This window comes from Paenibacillus daejeonensis DSM 15491 (assembly GCF_000378385.1).
Lineage (GTDB): Bacteria > Bacillota > Bacilli > Paenibacillales > Paenibacillaceae > Paenibacillus_D > Paenibacillus_D daejeonensis.
The window spans coordinates 142,779-157,928 of the sequence record NZ_KB899659.1; the positions used below are offsets into that span (position 1 = coordinate 142,779).

Genomic DNA, 15,150 nt, shown 5'->3' on the forward strand with positions numbered 1-15,150 from the left:
AGCTTCCATTAACGCAGTCTTAGACGCGGGTCCAGCAGCAGTTGGATGAGGTCCACGATCAGATTAACCATCACAACGATAACGGCCATCATAAATACATAGCCCTGGATCACGATATAATCCTTGGCAAAAATCGCATCCACGGCGTACTTTCCAATACCCGGCCAAGAGAAGATGCTCTCGATGATTACGGATCCCCCTAACAGGCTGGCCGTTTGGATACCCAGGAGGGTAAGGCTTGGCAGCACAGCATTCCGGAGGGCATGACTGCTAATGATCTGCCATTCTGGAAGCCCCTTGGCTCTGGCAGCTGTGACGTACAGCTTGCCCAGTTCCTCCAGCAGATTCGCACGAATGAGTCGGATATAGATACCCGCCATGCCGCAGCCCAACGTTAAGGCGGGCAACACGATGCTTCGAGCGCCCTCCATACCCATTACGGGAAACAGCTTCAGCTTGACGGCACCGTAATACAGCAGCAGCAAACCCAGCCAATACCCCGGCATCGACGCACTGGCCATAGCGATTAACCTGCCCAGCCGATCCAGCCAACTGCCGGGATACAGGGCAGATCCAATCCCAAGGGGCAAGGCGATCAACATCGCTGCAGCCAACGCGCCTCCTGCGAGCAGTGCTGTGGCCGGAAACCGCATCATCAGCTCCGACATGACCGGTCTCCCACTGCTATACGAGATGCCAAGATCCAGCTGTAGCAGCTGAACCAACCAGCTCAGATATTGTTCAGGAATGGAGCGGTCGAGTCCCAGTGTAATCCGGGTCATTGCAATAGCTTCCTGAGTAGGCTGGATGCCATCGGCTCGTAACATAATTTCGGCTGGATCACCGGGTGTCAGATGCATCAGGAGGAAGGATATCGCCGAAATGCCCAGAAGGACGGGGATGACTTGTCCAATCCGCTGGATCAGATAACGAGCAAACATTCAGCCACTCCTTACATTGTAATCGTAACGATTATCATTATAACACGGGTTTTAAAAATGAAAAGACCCTGCATCCAATTTTCTAGATGAACGCTAGTCCTAGATGGCCGTCATTCCTCAGTTCTCCCTAAGCCCCCTCCAGCTCTAACGGCCACCGAGACGCTTATTTCACCGATTTGATAGTGGTTTCAGGGCTAACGGACACAGTTGCCGCTATTTGACCCAAATCCGTTGGCATGCTCTCAAAAAAGTAGAAATAGGTGCGCTCATGTCCGTTAGAATCTCAAACAGCCAATTCCGAGCTGAATAGGTGCTGTGGTGGCCGTTAAAGTTAACGACGCGTTAGCAAAACACTGAGAGGGAAATTGTGCCAACACCACTGTGCAACCCGCATTTCATAATGTTCATCAGTGTTTAAAGCTCCGGACGAGCGTTCTATGAAGCGGCTTGTTTGGTCCAGGAATAGATTTACGCCCATTAAAGACAAAAGTACAGTTACTAGCTCACGATACTAGCGACGAAACGCAGTTAGAGTCAAAAGTACAACTATTTCGCTCGTTTATGGAATTATATGGTTATATCAGCGATATTAACTGCATTATTGTCCTTACGAGCTGGATCATCGTCACTGTGGCTAGATTTAAGTGTATTTTTGTCCTTATTAGCTCAACAACCTACTATCTACTCTTCCCCCACCCCGCCGCTTAACCATCCATACCCACTCAAACCCTACAGAACCCTAAGATGATTTAGAATACAAAAAAACCGCGATCTCTCGCGGCTTCCTCTCTTTACTCCAAATCGGCAAGCTCCGATTCGGTAACCCATTTGTGATTGCGGACCTGCTCTCCGTCTGTTGTTTGTTCGTAGTCAACCATATAGACCGTGGTAGCTTCCGCAGCATCAATTGTTGCTACGGCTCCCTCCATTCCTGCCATATGATCTGCCTCGAGAGTGACTTGATCGCCTGGACGATAAGACTCGGGGGCCGCATCTGCAATCTCTTCATGGATGACCCATTGATGACCGGTAACCGGCTCCCCGCCTGACTGAGGCGAATACGAAACAATATAGACTATTGTTTCATAGGCCCCAACGATAGTGGCCTCTGCCCCGTCCATCCCCGGCATGTGATCCGCCCGGATGATGGCTCGACTACCTGCTGGATAACGGGGGGCCGCTGCCGTCTGCAAGCCTTCTGGGAGATCGCCAGATGATGAATGGTTCATCGCATCGTGTCCGTCATGATCTGCTGGCCCTGCTTTGCCGCAAGCACCTAGCAACAGCATCACTACGAGAACGATGCTTATCCAACGCCAATTCATTATATTTTCGCCTCCAGATTCGTATGGTTCGCCTAGTTGGCCTACAGCTTGACCCGCTGCAACCGCAGCGCATTCAGCACAACCGAGACGGAGCTGAAGGCCATCGCTGCGCCTGCGACCCATGGAGCCAGCAGGCCAATGGCGGCAATCGGAATGCCACCTGAGTTATAAGCAAGTGCCCAGAACAGATTCTGCCGGATATTGCGCATCGTCTTGCGGCTCATCCCGATCGCATCGGCAATGCTGTTCAGATCCCCTCGCATCAATGTGACATCTGCCGCTTCCATGGCTATATCGGTTCCGGTCCCCATCGCCATCCCGATGTCTGCAGCTGCCAGCGCAGGCGCATCATTGATGCCGTCACCTACCATAGCCACCTTTCGCCCCTGGGCCTGCAGTTTGTTCACCTCGTCGGCTTTTCCTTCCGGCAGCACTTCTGCCAGTACATGATCAATCCCTGCCTGTGAGGCAATGGCCTGGGCGGTGCGGGCATTGTCGCCGGTGATCATGATTACTTCCAGTCCCATACGTTTCAACCGGCTAACGGCTTCTCTGGAGGTCGCTTTGATCGTATCCGCAACGGCAACCATCCCTGCATACTGCCCATCTATGGCCACCAGCATCGCCGTTTTCCCCTGCTCTTCCAGACGGGTCATTGTATCCAGCGCGTCGGCCGGGTAGACTTCGTATTTGGCCATCAGGCGGCGGGTGCCAGCCAGAATGGTTCTTCCTTCTACAAGGGCTCGAATCCCATGTCCGGGTATAGCCTCGAATTCGGTAGCTTCCGGCAGATGGATGCCCCGCTCCTGCACGCCTCTGACAATCGCTTCTGCCAGCGGATGCTCAGACCCCTTCTCAGCGGCACCGGCAAGACGCAGCAGCTCATTCTCGTCCAAGCCTGCAGTCACGACATCCGTTAGCTCCGGTTCGCCCTTGGTCACCGTCCCCGTCTTATCCAGGATGATTGTGTCAATCCGATGCGTGGATTCCAGATGTTCACCACCCTTGAACAGGACGCCCATTTCGGCGGCTCGTCCAGAGCCAGCCATAATGGAGGTCGGGGTCGCCAGACCAAGCGCGCAAGGGCAGGCAATGACCAGGATAGCAATGGCAATTTCCAGAGCATTTCCGAACTCGCCTGGTGTAACTAGCAGGTACCAGATGGCGAAGGAAATGAGCGCAATGGCTACCACCACAGGAACGAAGATACCCGAGATCCGGTCTGCTACGCGCTGGATAGGTGCCTTCGAGCCCTGCGCTTCCTCGACAACCTTAATAATTTGGGCCAATGACGAATCCTTTCCGACTTTGGTCGCGCTTAGCTTGAGACGTCCATTCTTGTTAACCGTTGCACCGATTACAGCATCGCCTGGACGCTTCTCCACTGGAATACTCTCACCTGTCAGCATGGACTCGTCTACAGCAGAGTTCCCCTCCAGCACCTCACCGTCCACAGGGATCTTCTCCCCGGGCTTGACCAGGATGAGATCGCCGGCCACAACTTCCTCCAGAGCCACCGATTGCTCACGACCGTCCCGTATGACTAGTGCGGTCGTTGCGCGGAGATCCATCAGTTTCTTGATCGCCTCCGACGTCCTTCCCTTGGCTCTTGTCTCGAACAATTTGCCAAGCACGACCAGTGTGATCAGCACAGCACTCGTCTCAAAATACAGATCCGGCCCGTGATGTCCAGGACTCCCCTCTGCTGCCCAGAGGATGGACAAATACACACTATAGAAAAAAGCAGCAGATGTGCCTAACGCGATGAGAACATCCATATTGGCGCTCTTATTGCGCAGCGCCTTGTAGGCCCCTGTATAGAACGGGAGTCCGATATAGAACTGGACCGGTGCCGCAAGGACCAGTTGAAACCATGGATTCATGAATAAATCGGGCATCCAAATCCAGGAGGTGAACGAGAAATGAGTGACCATCGCCCATAACAAAGGGACCGACAGGATAGCCGAAATGAGAAACCGCCGCCAACCTCGTGCAATGTCCTGCGACCGTCTAGTCTCTTGATCGGGTTGATCCTGCTTTGGAGCTGCTTGGTAACCAAGCTTTGCCACACGCTGTTGGATTTCTCCCACCGTTACATCCCCTGGATGATACGAGACATGAGCAGTCTCCAAGGCAAAATTGACTGTCGCGTCTGAGACTCCAGGCAGCTTGTTCAGCCCCTTCTCGATTCGGGTGGCACAGGCAGCGCAGGTCATGCCGGACAGTACCAATTCAACACTTTCCTTAACCGTTCCATAACCGAGCTTTTCTATCCTTTGCTCTATGGCTTCCGGACTGGTCTGAACTGGATCATAGGAAATTGTGGCCCGTTCCAACGCAAAATTGACATTGGCTTGTTCCACACCTTCGAGTCTGCCGAGCCCCTTCTCAATCCGGTTGGCGCATGCAGCACAGGTCATCCCCGAGATCTGCACAGCGCTTTGTTTAAGCTGTGATGGTTGTTGCATCTGTTGATCACCCCTGTCCGCATCTGGTTGCTGCTCATTACCCGGCGCTGACTACTTCATAACCCTGCTCTTCAATCGCTTCTTTGATAGCAGAGACGCTAATCTTGCTCTCTTCATATGTCGCACTGACAACTGCCTGTTCCAGGTTGACCTGACCCTTCGCACCAATCTCGGTCAGTGCTTGTTGAATGGCATTGGCGCAGTGCCCGCAAGACATGCCCTTAACATGTAAAGTAATAGTTTGCATGGTATATCCAGCTCCTTCTACTGATTAGTATGGCAAAAAGGGGAATTCCCTTTCACTCTCATGCCACTTACTATACCCCCCTACACTATATTTGTCAATAAAAAAAGAGTCTCCACAAATGTAGAAACTCTTCATCTCAGCCATGCTGCAAATGACTCATTGTCTGCAGGAAAATCTGTTTGACATGTTCATCATCAAGTGAGTAATAGACTGTCTTGCCTTCTTTGCGACGCTTGACGATCCGGACATTGCGCAGGTAGCGCAGTTGATGGGATACGGCTGACTGAGCCATCCCCAGCACCTCGCAAATATCGTGGACGCATAACTCATGGTCGAGCAGAGCGTGGATCATCTTTACGCGTGTAGGATCGCCGAGCGCTTTGAACAAATCCGCTAACTCGACCGCTGTATCTTCCTCCAGGCGCTGGGTTCTCAATACCTGTACATTGACCTCAGTTCCCCCACAGGTATCTTCACATTGCTCATCCAAGGTTTTGTTCATCGTCCAACACCGCCTTTCGTTCGTCTCTCTATTATATCAGAAAGATTACACTTAAGGCAGTGCTTCGTCAAATTCGCAGAGGTCGAACCTTGCATTGAACTAGCGCTTTCGCCTGCTTGCCCGGCTCAAAACCAATCCCAGTGCTACAACTACGACTGCGCCAACTACGACCCAGATCCAGGTTGAGTTAGCCGAAGCCGTGGCTTCCTCTGATGACTCATGGGCTGGCGCTTCGTTTTCTGTAGTTCCAGCGTTGTCTGGTGCCGCTGGATCGGTGACTCCCTCATTGGTTGGCTCCAGATTTGCATCATTTTGTACGGGTTCCTCGGCAGGCTCTTCTGCTGGCTGCTCTGCTGGTTCGTCTACCGGTTCTTCTGCCAGCTCTGGCTCGGGAGCAGACAGGGTGAAGCCATATTCACTTTGAATAGGATGTCCATCCTCGCCGACGATTCGCCAGGCCACGTTATAATCACCATTGGGCAGCGGCTGATCGATTACCCCGCGTACATATTGTCCTTCGACCTCAATTGAACCCAATGCCTGCTCGGCTCCGTCCAACAAAAGCGTAAATGTGCTTGTTGCATCAACATCCGTGTTAAACGTCAGCACAATCTCCTGCAGTTCTTCCGTTACTGTCGAGTCCGGCTCCGGGTTAGCCGAAGTCAGTGTAGTATGCGCGTAGAGACTTCCGGTTCCGAGCAGCCCCCACGTGATAATCGCAATGATTCCCAAAGTCAGCCAACGAAAACGCGTGTTCATTTCCTCAACCTCACATTCTATGTAGATAGGTTCATTATAACAAATCGAGAGACACGGGTCTGAGTCGATATTATGAAAATTACATATGAACACTTATTCACATATTGGCATATGTTGTGCTATGATGTTCCTCAATATGGTTCAGGGGGATTCATCATGAATGATGTGTATGATGTGATTGTTGTTGGTGGCGGTCAAGCCGGCTTGGCCGCAGGTTATTACTTGGCACAAACGGATCGACGTTTTCTTATTCTGGATCTTCATCACAAGGTAGGTGATGCGTGGCGCAATAGATATGCGTCCTTGGTGTTATTTACCCCCCGGGGGTACAGCAGCTTGCCTGGCATGCCATTTCCCGGGTCGCGGGACGGGCTGCCAACCAAGGACGAGACCGCGGATTATTTGGCTGCTTACGCCGATCATTTTAATTTGCCTATTCAACTGGATAGTCAGGTCCTCTCGATTGAAACGAAGGGTTCTGTTTATCTCATTCAGACGAAACATGCCGCTTATCGCGCGCGCCAAGTTATTATTGCCACAGGTCCGTTTCAAGAGCCCCGTGTGCCTGATTATGCTAGCATGCTGCCTGAATCGGTTTTCCAGGTCCATTCTTCGGAATATCAGAACCCCGAGCAGTTGAGAAAAGGGAACGCCCTCGTTGTCGGAGCCGGCAATTCTGGCGCACAAATAGCATTGGAATTATCTAGACTTCACCAAGTATCCATTGCAACGGCCCATAATCCCGTATCGCTGCCGCTTCGGTTGCTGGGCAAGAGCATTTTTTTCTGGTTCGATAAACTTGGTCTATTGTCCGCTTCTCCCGAGTCAGCGATCGGGCAACGGATACGAAAACGGCCGGATCCCATATTCGGCATGGCGTTCGGGCGTGCGATCCGCCGCGGCGTCATTCGCCAAGTTCCCAAAGCAGTGGGCGTAAATGGAGACTCGATCGTGTTTGAGGACGGTAGCAAGGGGCGCTACGACAACATAATCTGGAGTACTGGATTTAGACCGAATTATCCCTGGATTCACGTACCTGGTGCATTAGATCATAATAGCTCATTGATTCAGCATGGTGGACGCTCGCCTGTTAATGGATTATTCGTTATCGGTCAGCCCTGGCAGACCCGCAGAAGCTCTGCCCTCCTCGGCGGCGTAGGGAAGGATGCCCAAGCAGTTGTTCATATGATTATCGCTGATCAGCGGCCTGTCTAAACGTTTCATACAAACATAGGAATGTACGGGACGGGGAACGCTACAATTGACATTTTTCGCGTGCTCGTATATTATATGAGCAAATGTTCATGTATTAACTGAAAGGCGGTGGCCTCATGAATGAATATCGGATTAAAGGCCTCTCCTGTGCAGGCTGCGCCCAGCGCATTGAAGACGAACTCAAGCAGCTGGAGCATGGCGGCGAGACCCGACTCAGCTACAATTCCGGCAAATTAACGGTCCATCCGGGAGTGTCAATGACTGAGGTAAAGCGAATTCTAAAATCGGATGGCGCCTATATATCCTCTAGCTTGTCGCAGGCACACGAAGAAACGGCTGCAGCAGACGAGGGACACGCAACCCACGGGCACAGCCACAGTCATTCTCACGCCCATAGTGGGCATGACCATGATCACGAACATGATCACAGTCATGCCGGAGGCAACAAGATGCTGAAGCTGCTCATTGCCTCATCTGTCATCTATGCGGCAGCTCTTGTTTTGGACGGCACGTTGGAGAGGCAGGCGGTAATCCTTCTGTATCTTGCCGCAACCGCCATTAGCGGATACACGACGTTCCTGCGCGGACTCAAAAACCTGTTCCGATTCAAATTCACCATTGATACGCTCATGACCATTGCACTGATCGGAGCCGTTGCAATTGGTGAATGGAAGGAAGCTACGCTGGTTGCCATTCTCTTTGGCCTCAATGAATTGCTCGAAGGGTACGGTATGGAGAAGGCGCGTCGTTCTATGGAAACTCTTCTGCAAGTCGCACCCAAGGAAGCGATTCGCATTCAGGGCGGGCAGGAGCAGGTCGTTCCCATTGCTTCACTTCAGGTAGGCGATCTCGTCAAAATCAAGCCGGGCGACAAAATTCCATCCGATGGTATCGTCTCTGAAGGTAAGAGCTCGGTGAACGAAGCGGCGATTACCGGTGAATCGCTCCCTATTGAGAAAGAAGCCGGCGAATCGGTCTATGGCGGTGCCATCAACAACGAAGGTCTGCTTCTCGTAGAGATAACCAAAGCCTATGAAGACTCCTCCCTGGCCAAGATTCTGCATCTTGTCCAAGAGGCCCAGGAAACCAAGACGCCGACTGAGCTGTTCATTAACCGGTTTGCCAAGTACTACACGCCGCTTATTATGGTCGTCGCACTGCTGGTTATGGTCCTGCCGCCCCTCCTAGCCGGAGGAGACTGGCAAACCTGGCTCTATCAAGGTCTATCGGTCCTGATTGTCGGTTGTCCCTGTGCCCTAATCCTCTCTTCACCTATTGCCATTGTGTCGGGAATTACGCGCAATGCAAGGAACGGTGTCCTCGTCAAAGGCGGCGTCTTCCTGGAGCAGTTGGGCAAAATCGATACATTGGCCTTTGACAAAACGGGTACGCTGACCAAAGGTGAACCGCATGTCGCCCGCATGGAAAGCTACGACGATACGAACTTCCTGCGCTTTGCAGGCGCCATCGAGCAGTCCTCCTCCCACCCGCTGGCCAAAGCCATCATGCGGGAGGTTGAGCAACACAAGACTGTATTCACTCCGGCCGATGAAATCCGTACCCTCAGCGGACGCGGCATTCAAGCTCGGATCGACGGCGAAGAGTACTGGCTCGGTAACGAAGGCAGCATACGACATATCGAGATTCCACACCACGTGCAGCAACGAATTGATGAGCTGAAGCAGGAGGGGTTGACGCTTGTATTGGTAGCGGACAGCTCCCGCGTCCTCGGACTATTCGGCATTGCCGACGAAATCCGCTCCGAGAGTCGTGGGGTCATTGCTGCTCTGCATAAGCTGGGGATCAAGCAAACCGTCATGCTGACGGGAGATCACCAGAAGACAGCAGAGAAGGTCGCGGCTGCCGTCGGCGTCTCCAACTACTATGGCAGTTTGCTGCCAGAGGATAAAGTAAGCCGGATCAAGGAGCTTGCAGCCAAGGGGCAAGTGGCCATGATCGGCGACGGCATCAATGACGCACCTGCTCTCGCCTCGGCCCAGCTTGGCATTGCAATGGGCAAGGGCACCGACAGTGCGATTGAGACGGCGGATATTGTGCTTATGCAGGACCACTTAGGCAAGCTGCCGGAGGCCGTATCTGTCTCCCGGCGGGTCAATCGCATTATTCGTTTCAATATCATTGTCTCCCTGGGACTCAAGATCATTGCGCTGCTCCTCACCATTCCGGGGTGGCTCACCCTCTGGATCGCGATTCTCTCTGACATGGGCGCGACGATCTTCGTCACACTGGTCAGCCTGACCATTCTCATCCAGGGCAAGAAGCAATCAGACTGACCCCTCCCCGATCCTCCCCGCCATCCGTATGGCGGGGAGTTTGTTTATAATGACGATACTCTCCGCTAATCGTTTCCTTAGCATTCAAAACTGCCCAATTAGAACCCAATAACGTTACCACGTTTCGTTAGCCAAGCCTCCAGAGTACAACCACCATACAGAGGAGCAAACCTGTGGTATGATAGCCTTTGTGTGATTACTAATGCAGCTATCTGAACGTGAGGATTAAATGATGAGAGAGAAAATGGAACGATACCAAATCCCCGTATATCTTCTTGCTCTGCTACTCGCCGGAATCATCGGGTGGCTGTGGCCCGACACGGGGGCCTGGTTCGGTACGGCCACCCCGGTCATTCTGGGGCTTTTACTATATGGGATGTTCTCGCAGATCCCATTCTTAAGCATGGGCGAGACCTGGACCCAGCGGCGATTCATGGTCGCGCTGATGGTTGCCAATTACATCGCTGTTCCCCTGCTCGTCTGGGGACTTGCGCAGCTGCTGCCGGACCACCCACCACTGCTGCTCGGGGTATATCTGGTGTTGCTCACACCCTGTATTGACTATGTTATTGTGTTCACCCATCTCGGCCGCGGCGATGCCAAGCTCATGCTGATGGCGACACCGATGCTATTCGTCACTCAGATGGCATTGCTGCCGGTGTACCTATGGTTATTCCTTGGGAGGGATGCTGCATCCCTGATGCAGTTAAAGCCGTTTATGGAGGCTTTCCTTACATTAATCGTGCTTCCTCTCCTGCTTGCCATTGGTTCGCAAGCTTGGGCTCGCCGACACCCACAGCGAGGGCCGCAGCTCATGGAAGCAACGGCCTGGCTGCCGGTACCCTTCATGGCACTGACCCTACTTGCAGTTGTTGCTTCTCAGATTGGTAAAGTGTACGCTTCCCTGAGTGAATTGTTGCCCGTCCTCCCCATCTACATTGCGTTCATGATGATCAGTCCGCTGCTCTCCCGCTGGATCGCAGCTTTGTTCAGGCTAAGCCCTGCTTATGGACGAACCTTGGCTTTCAGTGCAGGGACCCGCAATTCCCTGGTCGTGCTGCCGATTGCCCTGGCTCTTCCTGATCCCGTCGGAGGATTAGTCGCCGCAGTCATCGTCACCCAAACGCTGGTGGAGCTAGCCGGAGAACTGGTCTATATCCGACTTATCCCGCGTTTATTTCCGTCCAATACAGAAGAGGCCAAGCAGAGCCCTGTAGGCTAAGCTTGACCTCTCTTATATAGTCGCTTTAAATCGCTGCGATGGCATCTCCGATCGATTGCTTGCCCGAGAGCAAATCATACGATTGGCGGATCGTTGCCGGCGATTCCAACACTGCTGCGATCACGCCAGCCACGTCCTCGCGTGGGATGGAGCCGCGTTCCATGCCTTCCTCGATGCTGATCATACCCGTTCCTGGCTCATCCAATAGCCGCCCCGGCCGCAGAATGGTATAGTCCAGCGTACTGGCAGCCAGCAGGCGGTCGGCATAGTGTTTGGCTGCATGATACGGCCGTATGGCATCAGACCAGGCCTCTCGCCGGTCTGCGCCGAATCCGCTTACCATCACAAACCTCTTGACTCCTGCCTGCTCTGCCGCCTCCATCACCTTAACCGCTCCATCCAGATCGATCAGGATCGTCTTATCATAGCCAGTATGGGCACCGGATCCAGCCGTAAAGACAATCGCATCATGTCCATGAACGACAGATACCAGTTGCTCCACAGTGGATTCCAGATCGGCGATCACCGTTGCTACACCAGAGGCTTCCAGAGCGTCTGCCTGTTCCTGCGAACGCACCATGGCAATTGGCGTATGCTTGCCTCCCGCCTTCAGCAGCTCAACCAGCAAGCGCCCGACTTTTCCGTTTGCCCCAACGATAAGTACCTTCATTCGGATTCCCATCCCCCTTCTTATTTACGTTCTAACAGCGGAGCAAAAAAAGCACCTGTTATCGCTAAGGCTCGCTCCAAGTCATCGGTTTTTCTTACAAAAGGATGCTTGGCTCCAAACGTGTGATCCGCTCCAGCCAATTCTGCAAATCGATGTTGCGGCGCTGCCTGCTGCAGAGTACGAAACCCGTTCACCAACCGCTCGCTATCCTGCAGCCCTTGAATACAAAGGACCGGCGTAGACATGCCAGCTAACCGCTCTGGAATATTGAAACGCTCTTGATGCTGATCCAAATCCTCGAAAAAGACTGATTCGATAGGCATATCCTGCTTCGTTCTTGCATTGGCAACATACCCGACCCCATCACGCAGTACCTGCTCTCGAAATTCCGCTGTAAAAAGATCCGCACGTCCGACGCCATTCCAGGTGACAACACCTCGCACCAAGTCCGGATGATCTGCCGCGAACAGCACCGCATTCCCGCCGCCCCGGCTGTGGCCCACAACGAATAATTGATCCGCATCGAGGTATTCGGACATTGGCAGTTTACCATCTGAGAGGGCAGCTGTAATGGCCGCTATATCCTCCTGCTCCCGCGAATACGTGTTGCGCCCAAACTTGTCCAGTTCATCAAAATCCGTCACGTTCACGCCATTATGAGACAAATTGAACGTGACGACGGCCCAGTTCTGCAAAGCAAAATGCTCAGCAGCAAAGGGGAAAAATCCCCAATCCTTAAAGCCTTTAAAGCCGTGGATGAGGAGTAGGACCGGTTTGGTCCCACTCTCGCGCTTCACCCGCACCTCTCCTCGTATCGTGACATCGGGCCCAAGACTTAACTCGAATGGCTCCATTCGCAAATCAGAATCGCTCAATCCATCCACCTTCCTTTATTCAGAATTTAGAGGATGATAATTACTTACACTGATTTTTAGTATATCACGCTTTGGGTCAAGCATCTTATTCCATGCCTCTTGTGAGAGTGACGGTTTTTGTAGCCATCTGCTCGACAAACGCTCGGTCATGCTCGACGAAGAGCAAGGTAGGTTGATGCTCCAGCAACAATGCCTCGATTTGCATTCGGGAGATAACGTCGACGAAGTTGAGCGGCTCATCCCAGATGTGCAAGTGCGCTTCTTCACAGAGACTTCTGGCGAGTAGCACTTTTTTCTTTTGACCGCCGCTCAGGTCGCTCATATCTTTTTCGAACTGGACCCGGGCAAAATCAAGCTTCCGCAGAATCGCTTTAAACAGACTTTCGTCGACTCCATAGCGCATTGCATAGTCGGTTAAATCCCCCGCCAAGTGAGACGTGTCTTGCGATACATAAGAGATGCGTAACTGACTGCCCTTATGCAATGTGCCGTTATACTGAATCGGCTCGCCAAGCAGCAGCTTCAGCAGACTCGACTTGCCCGAGCCATTGGGACCTGTCAGCGCAATCCGGTCTCCTTGCTCGATGGAGAAGCTCACGTCCTGGCACACAAGGTGATCATCATACCGAATACTAACATCTAACAGCTCCGCGAGCCTGGATTTGTGGTAAGTGAGCTGCGTCAGCTTGAGGCTGTCTGACGTCTCTAGGTTTTTGAGCAGCTTGGATTTCTCGTCCAAAGCCGCCTGTTGCCTTCGCTCCATTGATTTGGAGCGTTTCATCATCTTCGCTGCTTTATGGCCCACATACCCTTTATCCAGCTTGGAGCCGGAGTTGCGTGTCCCGTTTTTCGATTTTTCCACTTCATGCGACCATTCGTTTGTCCGCTTGGCTGCTTCATTGAGCCGTTTAACATCCTTGCGCAGCTTGTCATTCTCCGCTAATTCGTATTGATCCTGACGCTGCTTGTTTTCCCACCAGTCCGAGAAGTTGCCCTTTTGCACCTCAATACTTGCTCGGTTAATCGAGAGAATATGATCCACGCAGTTATCTAGAAAAGTCCGGTCATGAGAGACCAGAATATACCCCTGTTTGGTGCGCAAATAGTCACTGACGAGCTGCCGGGCATGCAAATCCAGATGGTTGGTTGGCTCGTCAATGAGCAGAAAGCGATGCTCCTGCAGGAATAGCGCGGCCAGCATTACTTTTGTCTGCTCCCCGTTAGAAAGCGTATTGAACGGCCGATACAGTACATCATCCGACACCTTCAGCAGGGATAGCTCGCGCTGCAGCTGCCACTGCTCCAGATCGGGGATTCGATCTGTGACCACATCCAGGGTCAGGTACTCGGGATGCTCCACTGGATATGGGAAATAATCAAACTGGACATCGGCACTAATCGTCCCCCGATACTCCAGCTCGCCGAGCAGCAGTTTCATGAATGTGGTTTTACCACGGCCATTGCGTCCGGTAAAGCCAAGCTTCCAATCCGTATCAATCTGAAAGCTGGCATCCTCAAAAATATAATCGTAACTGCCGTCATAGGCAAAGGTCAGATGACTCACTTGAATCAAAGACATAGGCAATCCCTCCGCTCATTCGTAATAAAAAGAGCTGCAAGAAGGTTACCCTTCCCACAGCTCTCACGAATGACCGTTCAGCGTTCCCCAAATTCGGCTGCACGCATGCCCAACAATAGGCAACGTACACGTCAAGATGGATAAGCCAAACCCTATAAATGAGTGGGGAAGAATGTATAACTTTCTTGCGGCAACACAATAAAACAGCAGGCTGTTTTATTCATCGTTGTCTTCGGCAAGAAAGTTTTTTACATTCTCCATTCACTCCCGTTCGTTTCAAAGTTAACGGTATAATACCATAGCTGCACACATAATTCAACCAGTGGCTCTATTCATGGGGGGTTCTCTCGAAGTCCCAGGAGATATCATCGATTCCACCAACTGATGCGATACCAGGGCTCACGGCAATCTGATGCTCCGTTTCTTCATAAGTGTAATAAATGGCTTCTCCTGTCGCTGTTTCCCCTGTCTGCAGTTGGCCGCTAATCGGCTCGAAGCTGTCAAGGCCCGCAGAGATATCCGTCAGTCCATCCAGTTCGAATTTGTAGATGGCCTCATACGCATCTAGCGGTTCGTCGGATAAATTCTCTACCGTATACTGTACGATTGCGAAGTCATCAAATTCGGACATCGTGCCCTCATAGTCACCAATAAAGCGCACATCGTCCAACGTAATTTTGAAATGATCAACATTGGACTCAACCTCCGCGGTATCCCCGATGGCCATGCCGCTCTGGTCCTGTGATGTGGAGGAGGTGTTGTTCTCCTCATCCTCTGATGGATCAGGTTCTGCATTAGCCGGAGTTTCCGCATTATTCGGGGTTGTTCCATTCACTGGGTCATTAATCGTTTCCGGTTCGTTGAGTTGATTGATTTCTTCGTTTCCACATCCGGCAAGCAATACGGCACTGAGACAAATGGATGTGGCTAGTGGTACCCATTTCTTCAAAATATAATCCCTCCAGACTAACATTTAGTACGCGTGATATTACCCTTATGACACTAACCCAAAACATGGGATATAACATTTTTTCCGCGCCATCTATCCATATC

At 52.1% G+C, this 15,150-nt stretch carries 13 protein-coding genes; 3 read left to right on the forward strand and 10 right to left on the reverse strand.

Annotated features, from left to right (window positions below):
• Positions 1–8 precede the first annotated feature (8 nt).
• The 6 genes from nikB to F556_RS35980 form a co-directional block, all read right to left on the reverse strand.
• The gene (gene nikB, locus F556_RS0100665; protein WP_020614945.1) at positions 9–941 is read right to left on the reverse strand and encodes a nickel ABC transporter permease; all 933 of its coding nucleotides are present in this window, start codon (positions 939–941) and stop codon (positions 9–11) included.
• A gap of 791 nt (positions 942–1,732) precedes the next feature.
• Positions 1,733–2,266 (reverse strand): YdhK family protein, encoded by a 534-nt coding sequence (locus tag F556_RS0100670; protein WP_020614946.1) that lies wholly within the window; start codon positions 2,264–2,266, stop codon positions 1,733–1,735.
• A 41-nt stretch (positions 2,267–2,307) separates the two neighbouring features.
• Entirely contained in the window at positions 2,308–4,734 is a 2,427-nt protein-coding gene (locus F556_RS0100675; protein ID WP_020614947.1) for a heavy metal translocating P-type ATPase, read from the reverse strand.
• 37 nt (positions 4,735–4,771) lie between these two features.
• Positions 4,772–4,981 carry a cation transporter gene (locus F556_RS0100680; RefSeq protein ID WP_020614948.1) on the reverse strand — a complete coding sequence of 70 codons (210 nt, stop codon included), beginning with the start codon at positions 4,979–4,981 and terminating at the stop codon, positions 4,772–4,774.
• A gap of 136 nt (positions 4,982–5,117) precedes the next feature.
• Entirely contained in the window at positions 5,118–5,483 is a 366-nt protein-coding gene (locus F556_RS0100685) for an ArsR/SmtB family transcription factor (protein ID WP_020614949.1), read from the reverse strand.
• 99 nt (positions 5,484–5,582) lie between these two features.
• Positions 5,583–6,242, reverse strand: coding sequence for a copper resistance CopC family protein (locus F556_RS35980; RefSeq protein ID WP_020614950.1), 660 nt, complete (start codon positions 6,240–6,242; stop codon positions 5,583–5,585).
• 156 nt (positions 6,243–6,398) lie between these two features.
• On the opposite strand from F556_RS35980, the gene F556_RS0100695 reads away from it, so the two are divergent.
• The 3 genes from F556_RS0100695 (at position 6,399) to F556_RS32970 (ending at position 10,973) form a co-directional block, all read left to right on the forward strand.
• Positions 6,399–7,457 (forward strand): flavin-containing monooxygenase, encoded by a 1,059-nt coding sequence (locus tag F556_RS0100695; protein ID WP_020614951.1) that lies wholly within the window; start codon positions 6,399–6,401, stop codon positions 7,455–7,457.
• Positions 7,458–7,573: 116 nt separating this feature from the next.
• Entirely contained in the window at positions 7,574–9,751 is a 2,178-nt protein-coding gene (locus F556_RS0100700) for a heavy metal translocating P-type ATPase (RefSeq protein ID WP_020614952.1), read from the forward strand.
• 244 nt (positions 9,752–9,995) lie between these two features.
• A complete protein-coding gene (locus F556_RS32970) occupies positions 9,996–10,973 on the forward strand; it encodes an arsenic resistance protein (RefSeq protein ID WP_020614953.1) in 978 nt (325 codons plus the stop codon).
• 25 nt (positions 10,974–10,998) lie between these two features.
• On the opposite strand, the gene F556_RS0100710 is transcribed toward F556_RS32970, so the two are convergent.
• The 4 genes from F556_RS0100710 to F556_RS0100725 all read right to left on the reverse strand — a co-directional run bounded on the left by F556_RS0100710 (position 10,999) and on the right by F556_RS0100725 (position 15,046).
• Positions 10,999–11,643 carry an SDR family oxidoreductase gene (locus F556_RS0100710; RefSeq protein ID WP_020614954.1) on the reverse strand — a complete coding sequence of 215 codons (645 nt, stop codon included), beginning with the start codon at positions 11,641–11,643 and terminating at the stop codon, positions 10,999–11,001.
• Positions 11,644–11,663: 20 nt separating this feature from the next.
• On the reverse strand, positions 11,664–12,518 hold the full coding sequence (locus F556_RS0100715; RefSeq protein WP_245582997.1) for an alpha/beta hydrolase family protein: 855 nt from the start codon (positions 12,516–12,518) through the stop codon (positions 11,664–11,666).
• 85 nt (positions 12,519–12,603) lie between these two features.
• Complete coding sequence (locus F556_RS0100720) at positions 12,604–14,097, reverse strand: Lsa family ABC-F type ribosomal protection protein (RefSeq protein WP_020614956.1); 1,494 nt, start codon at positions 14,095–14,097, stop codon at positions 12,604–12,606.
• Positions 14,098–14,425: 328 nt separating this feature from the next.
• A complete protein-coding gene (locus F556_RS0100725; RefSeq protein WP_020614957.1) occupies positions 14,426–15,046 on the reverse strand; it encodes a DUF4352 domain-containing protein in 621 nt (206 codons plus the stop codon).
• Between the last annotated feature and the right edge of the window lie 104 nt (positions 15,047–15,150).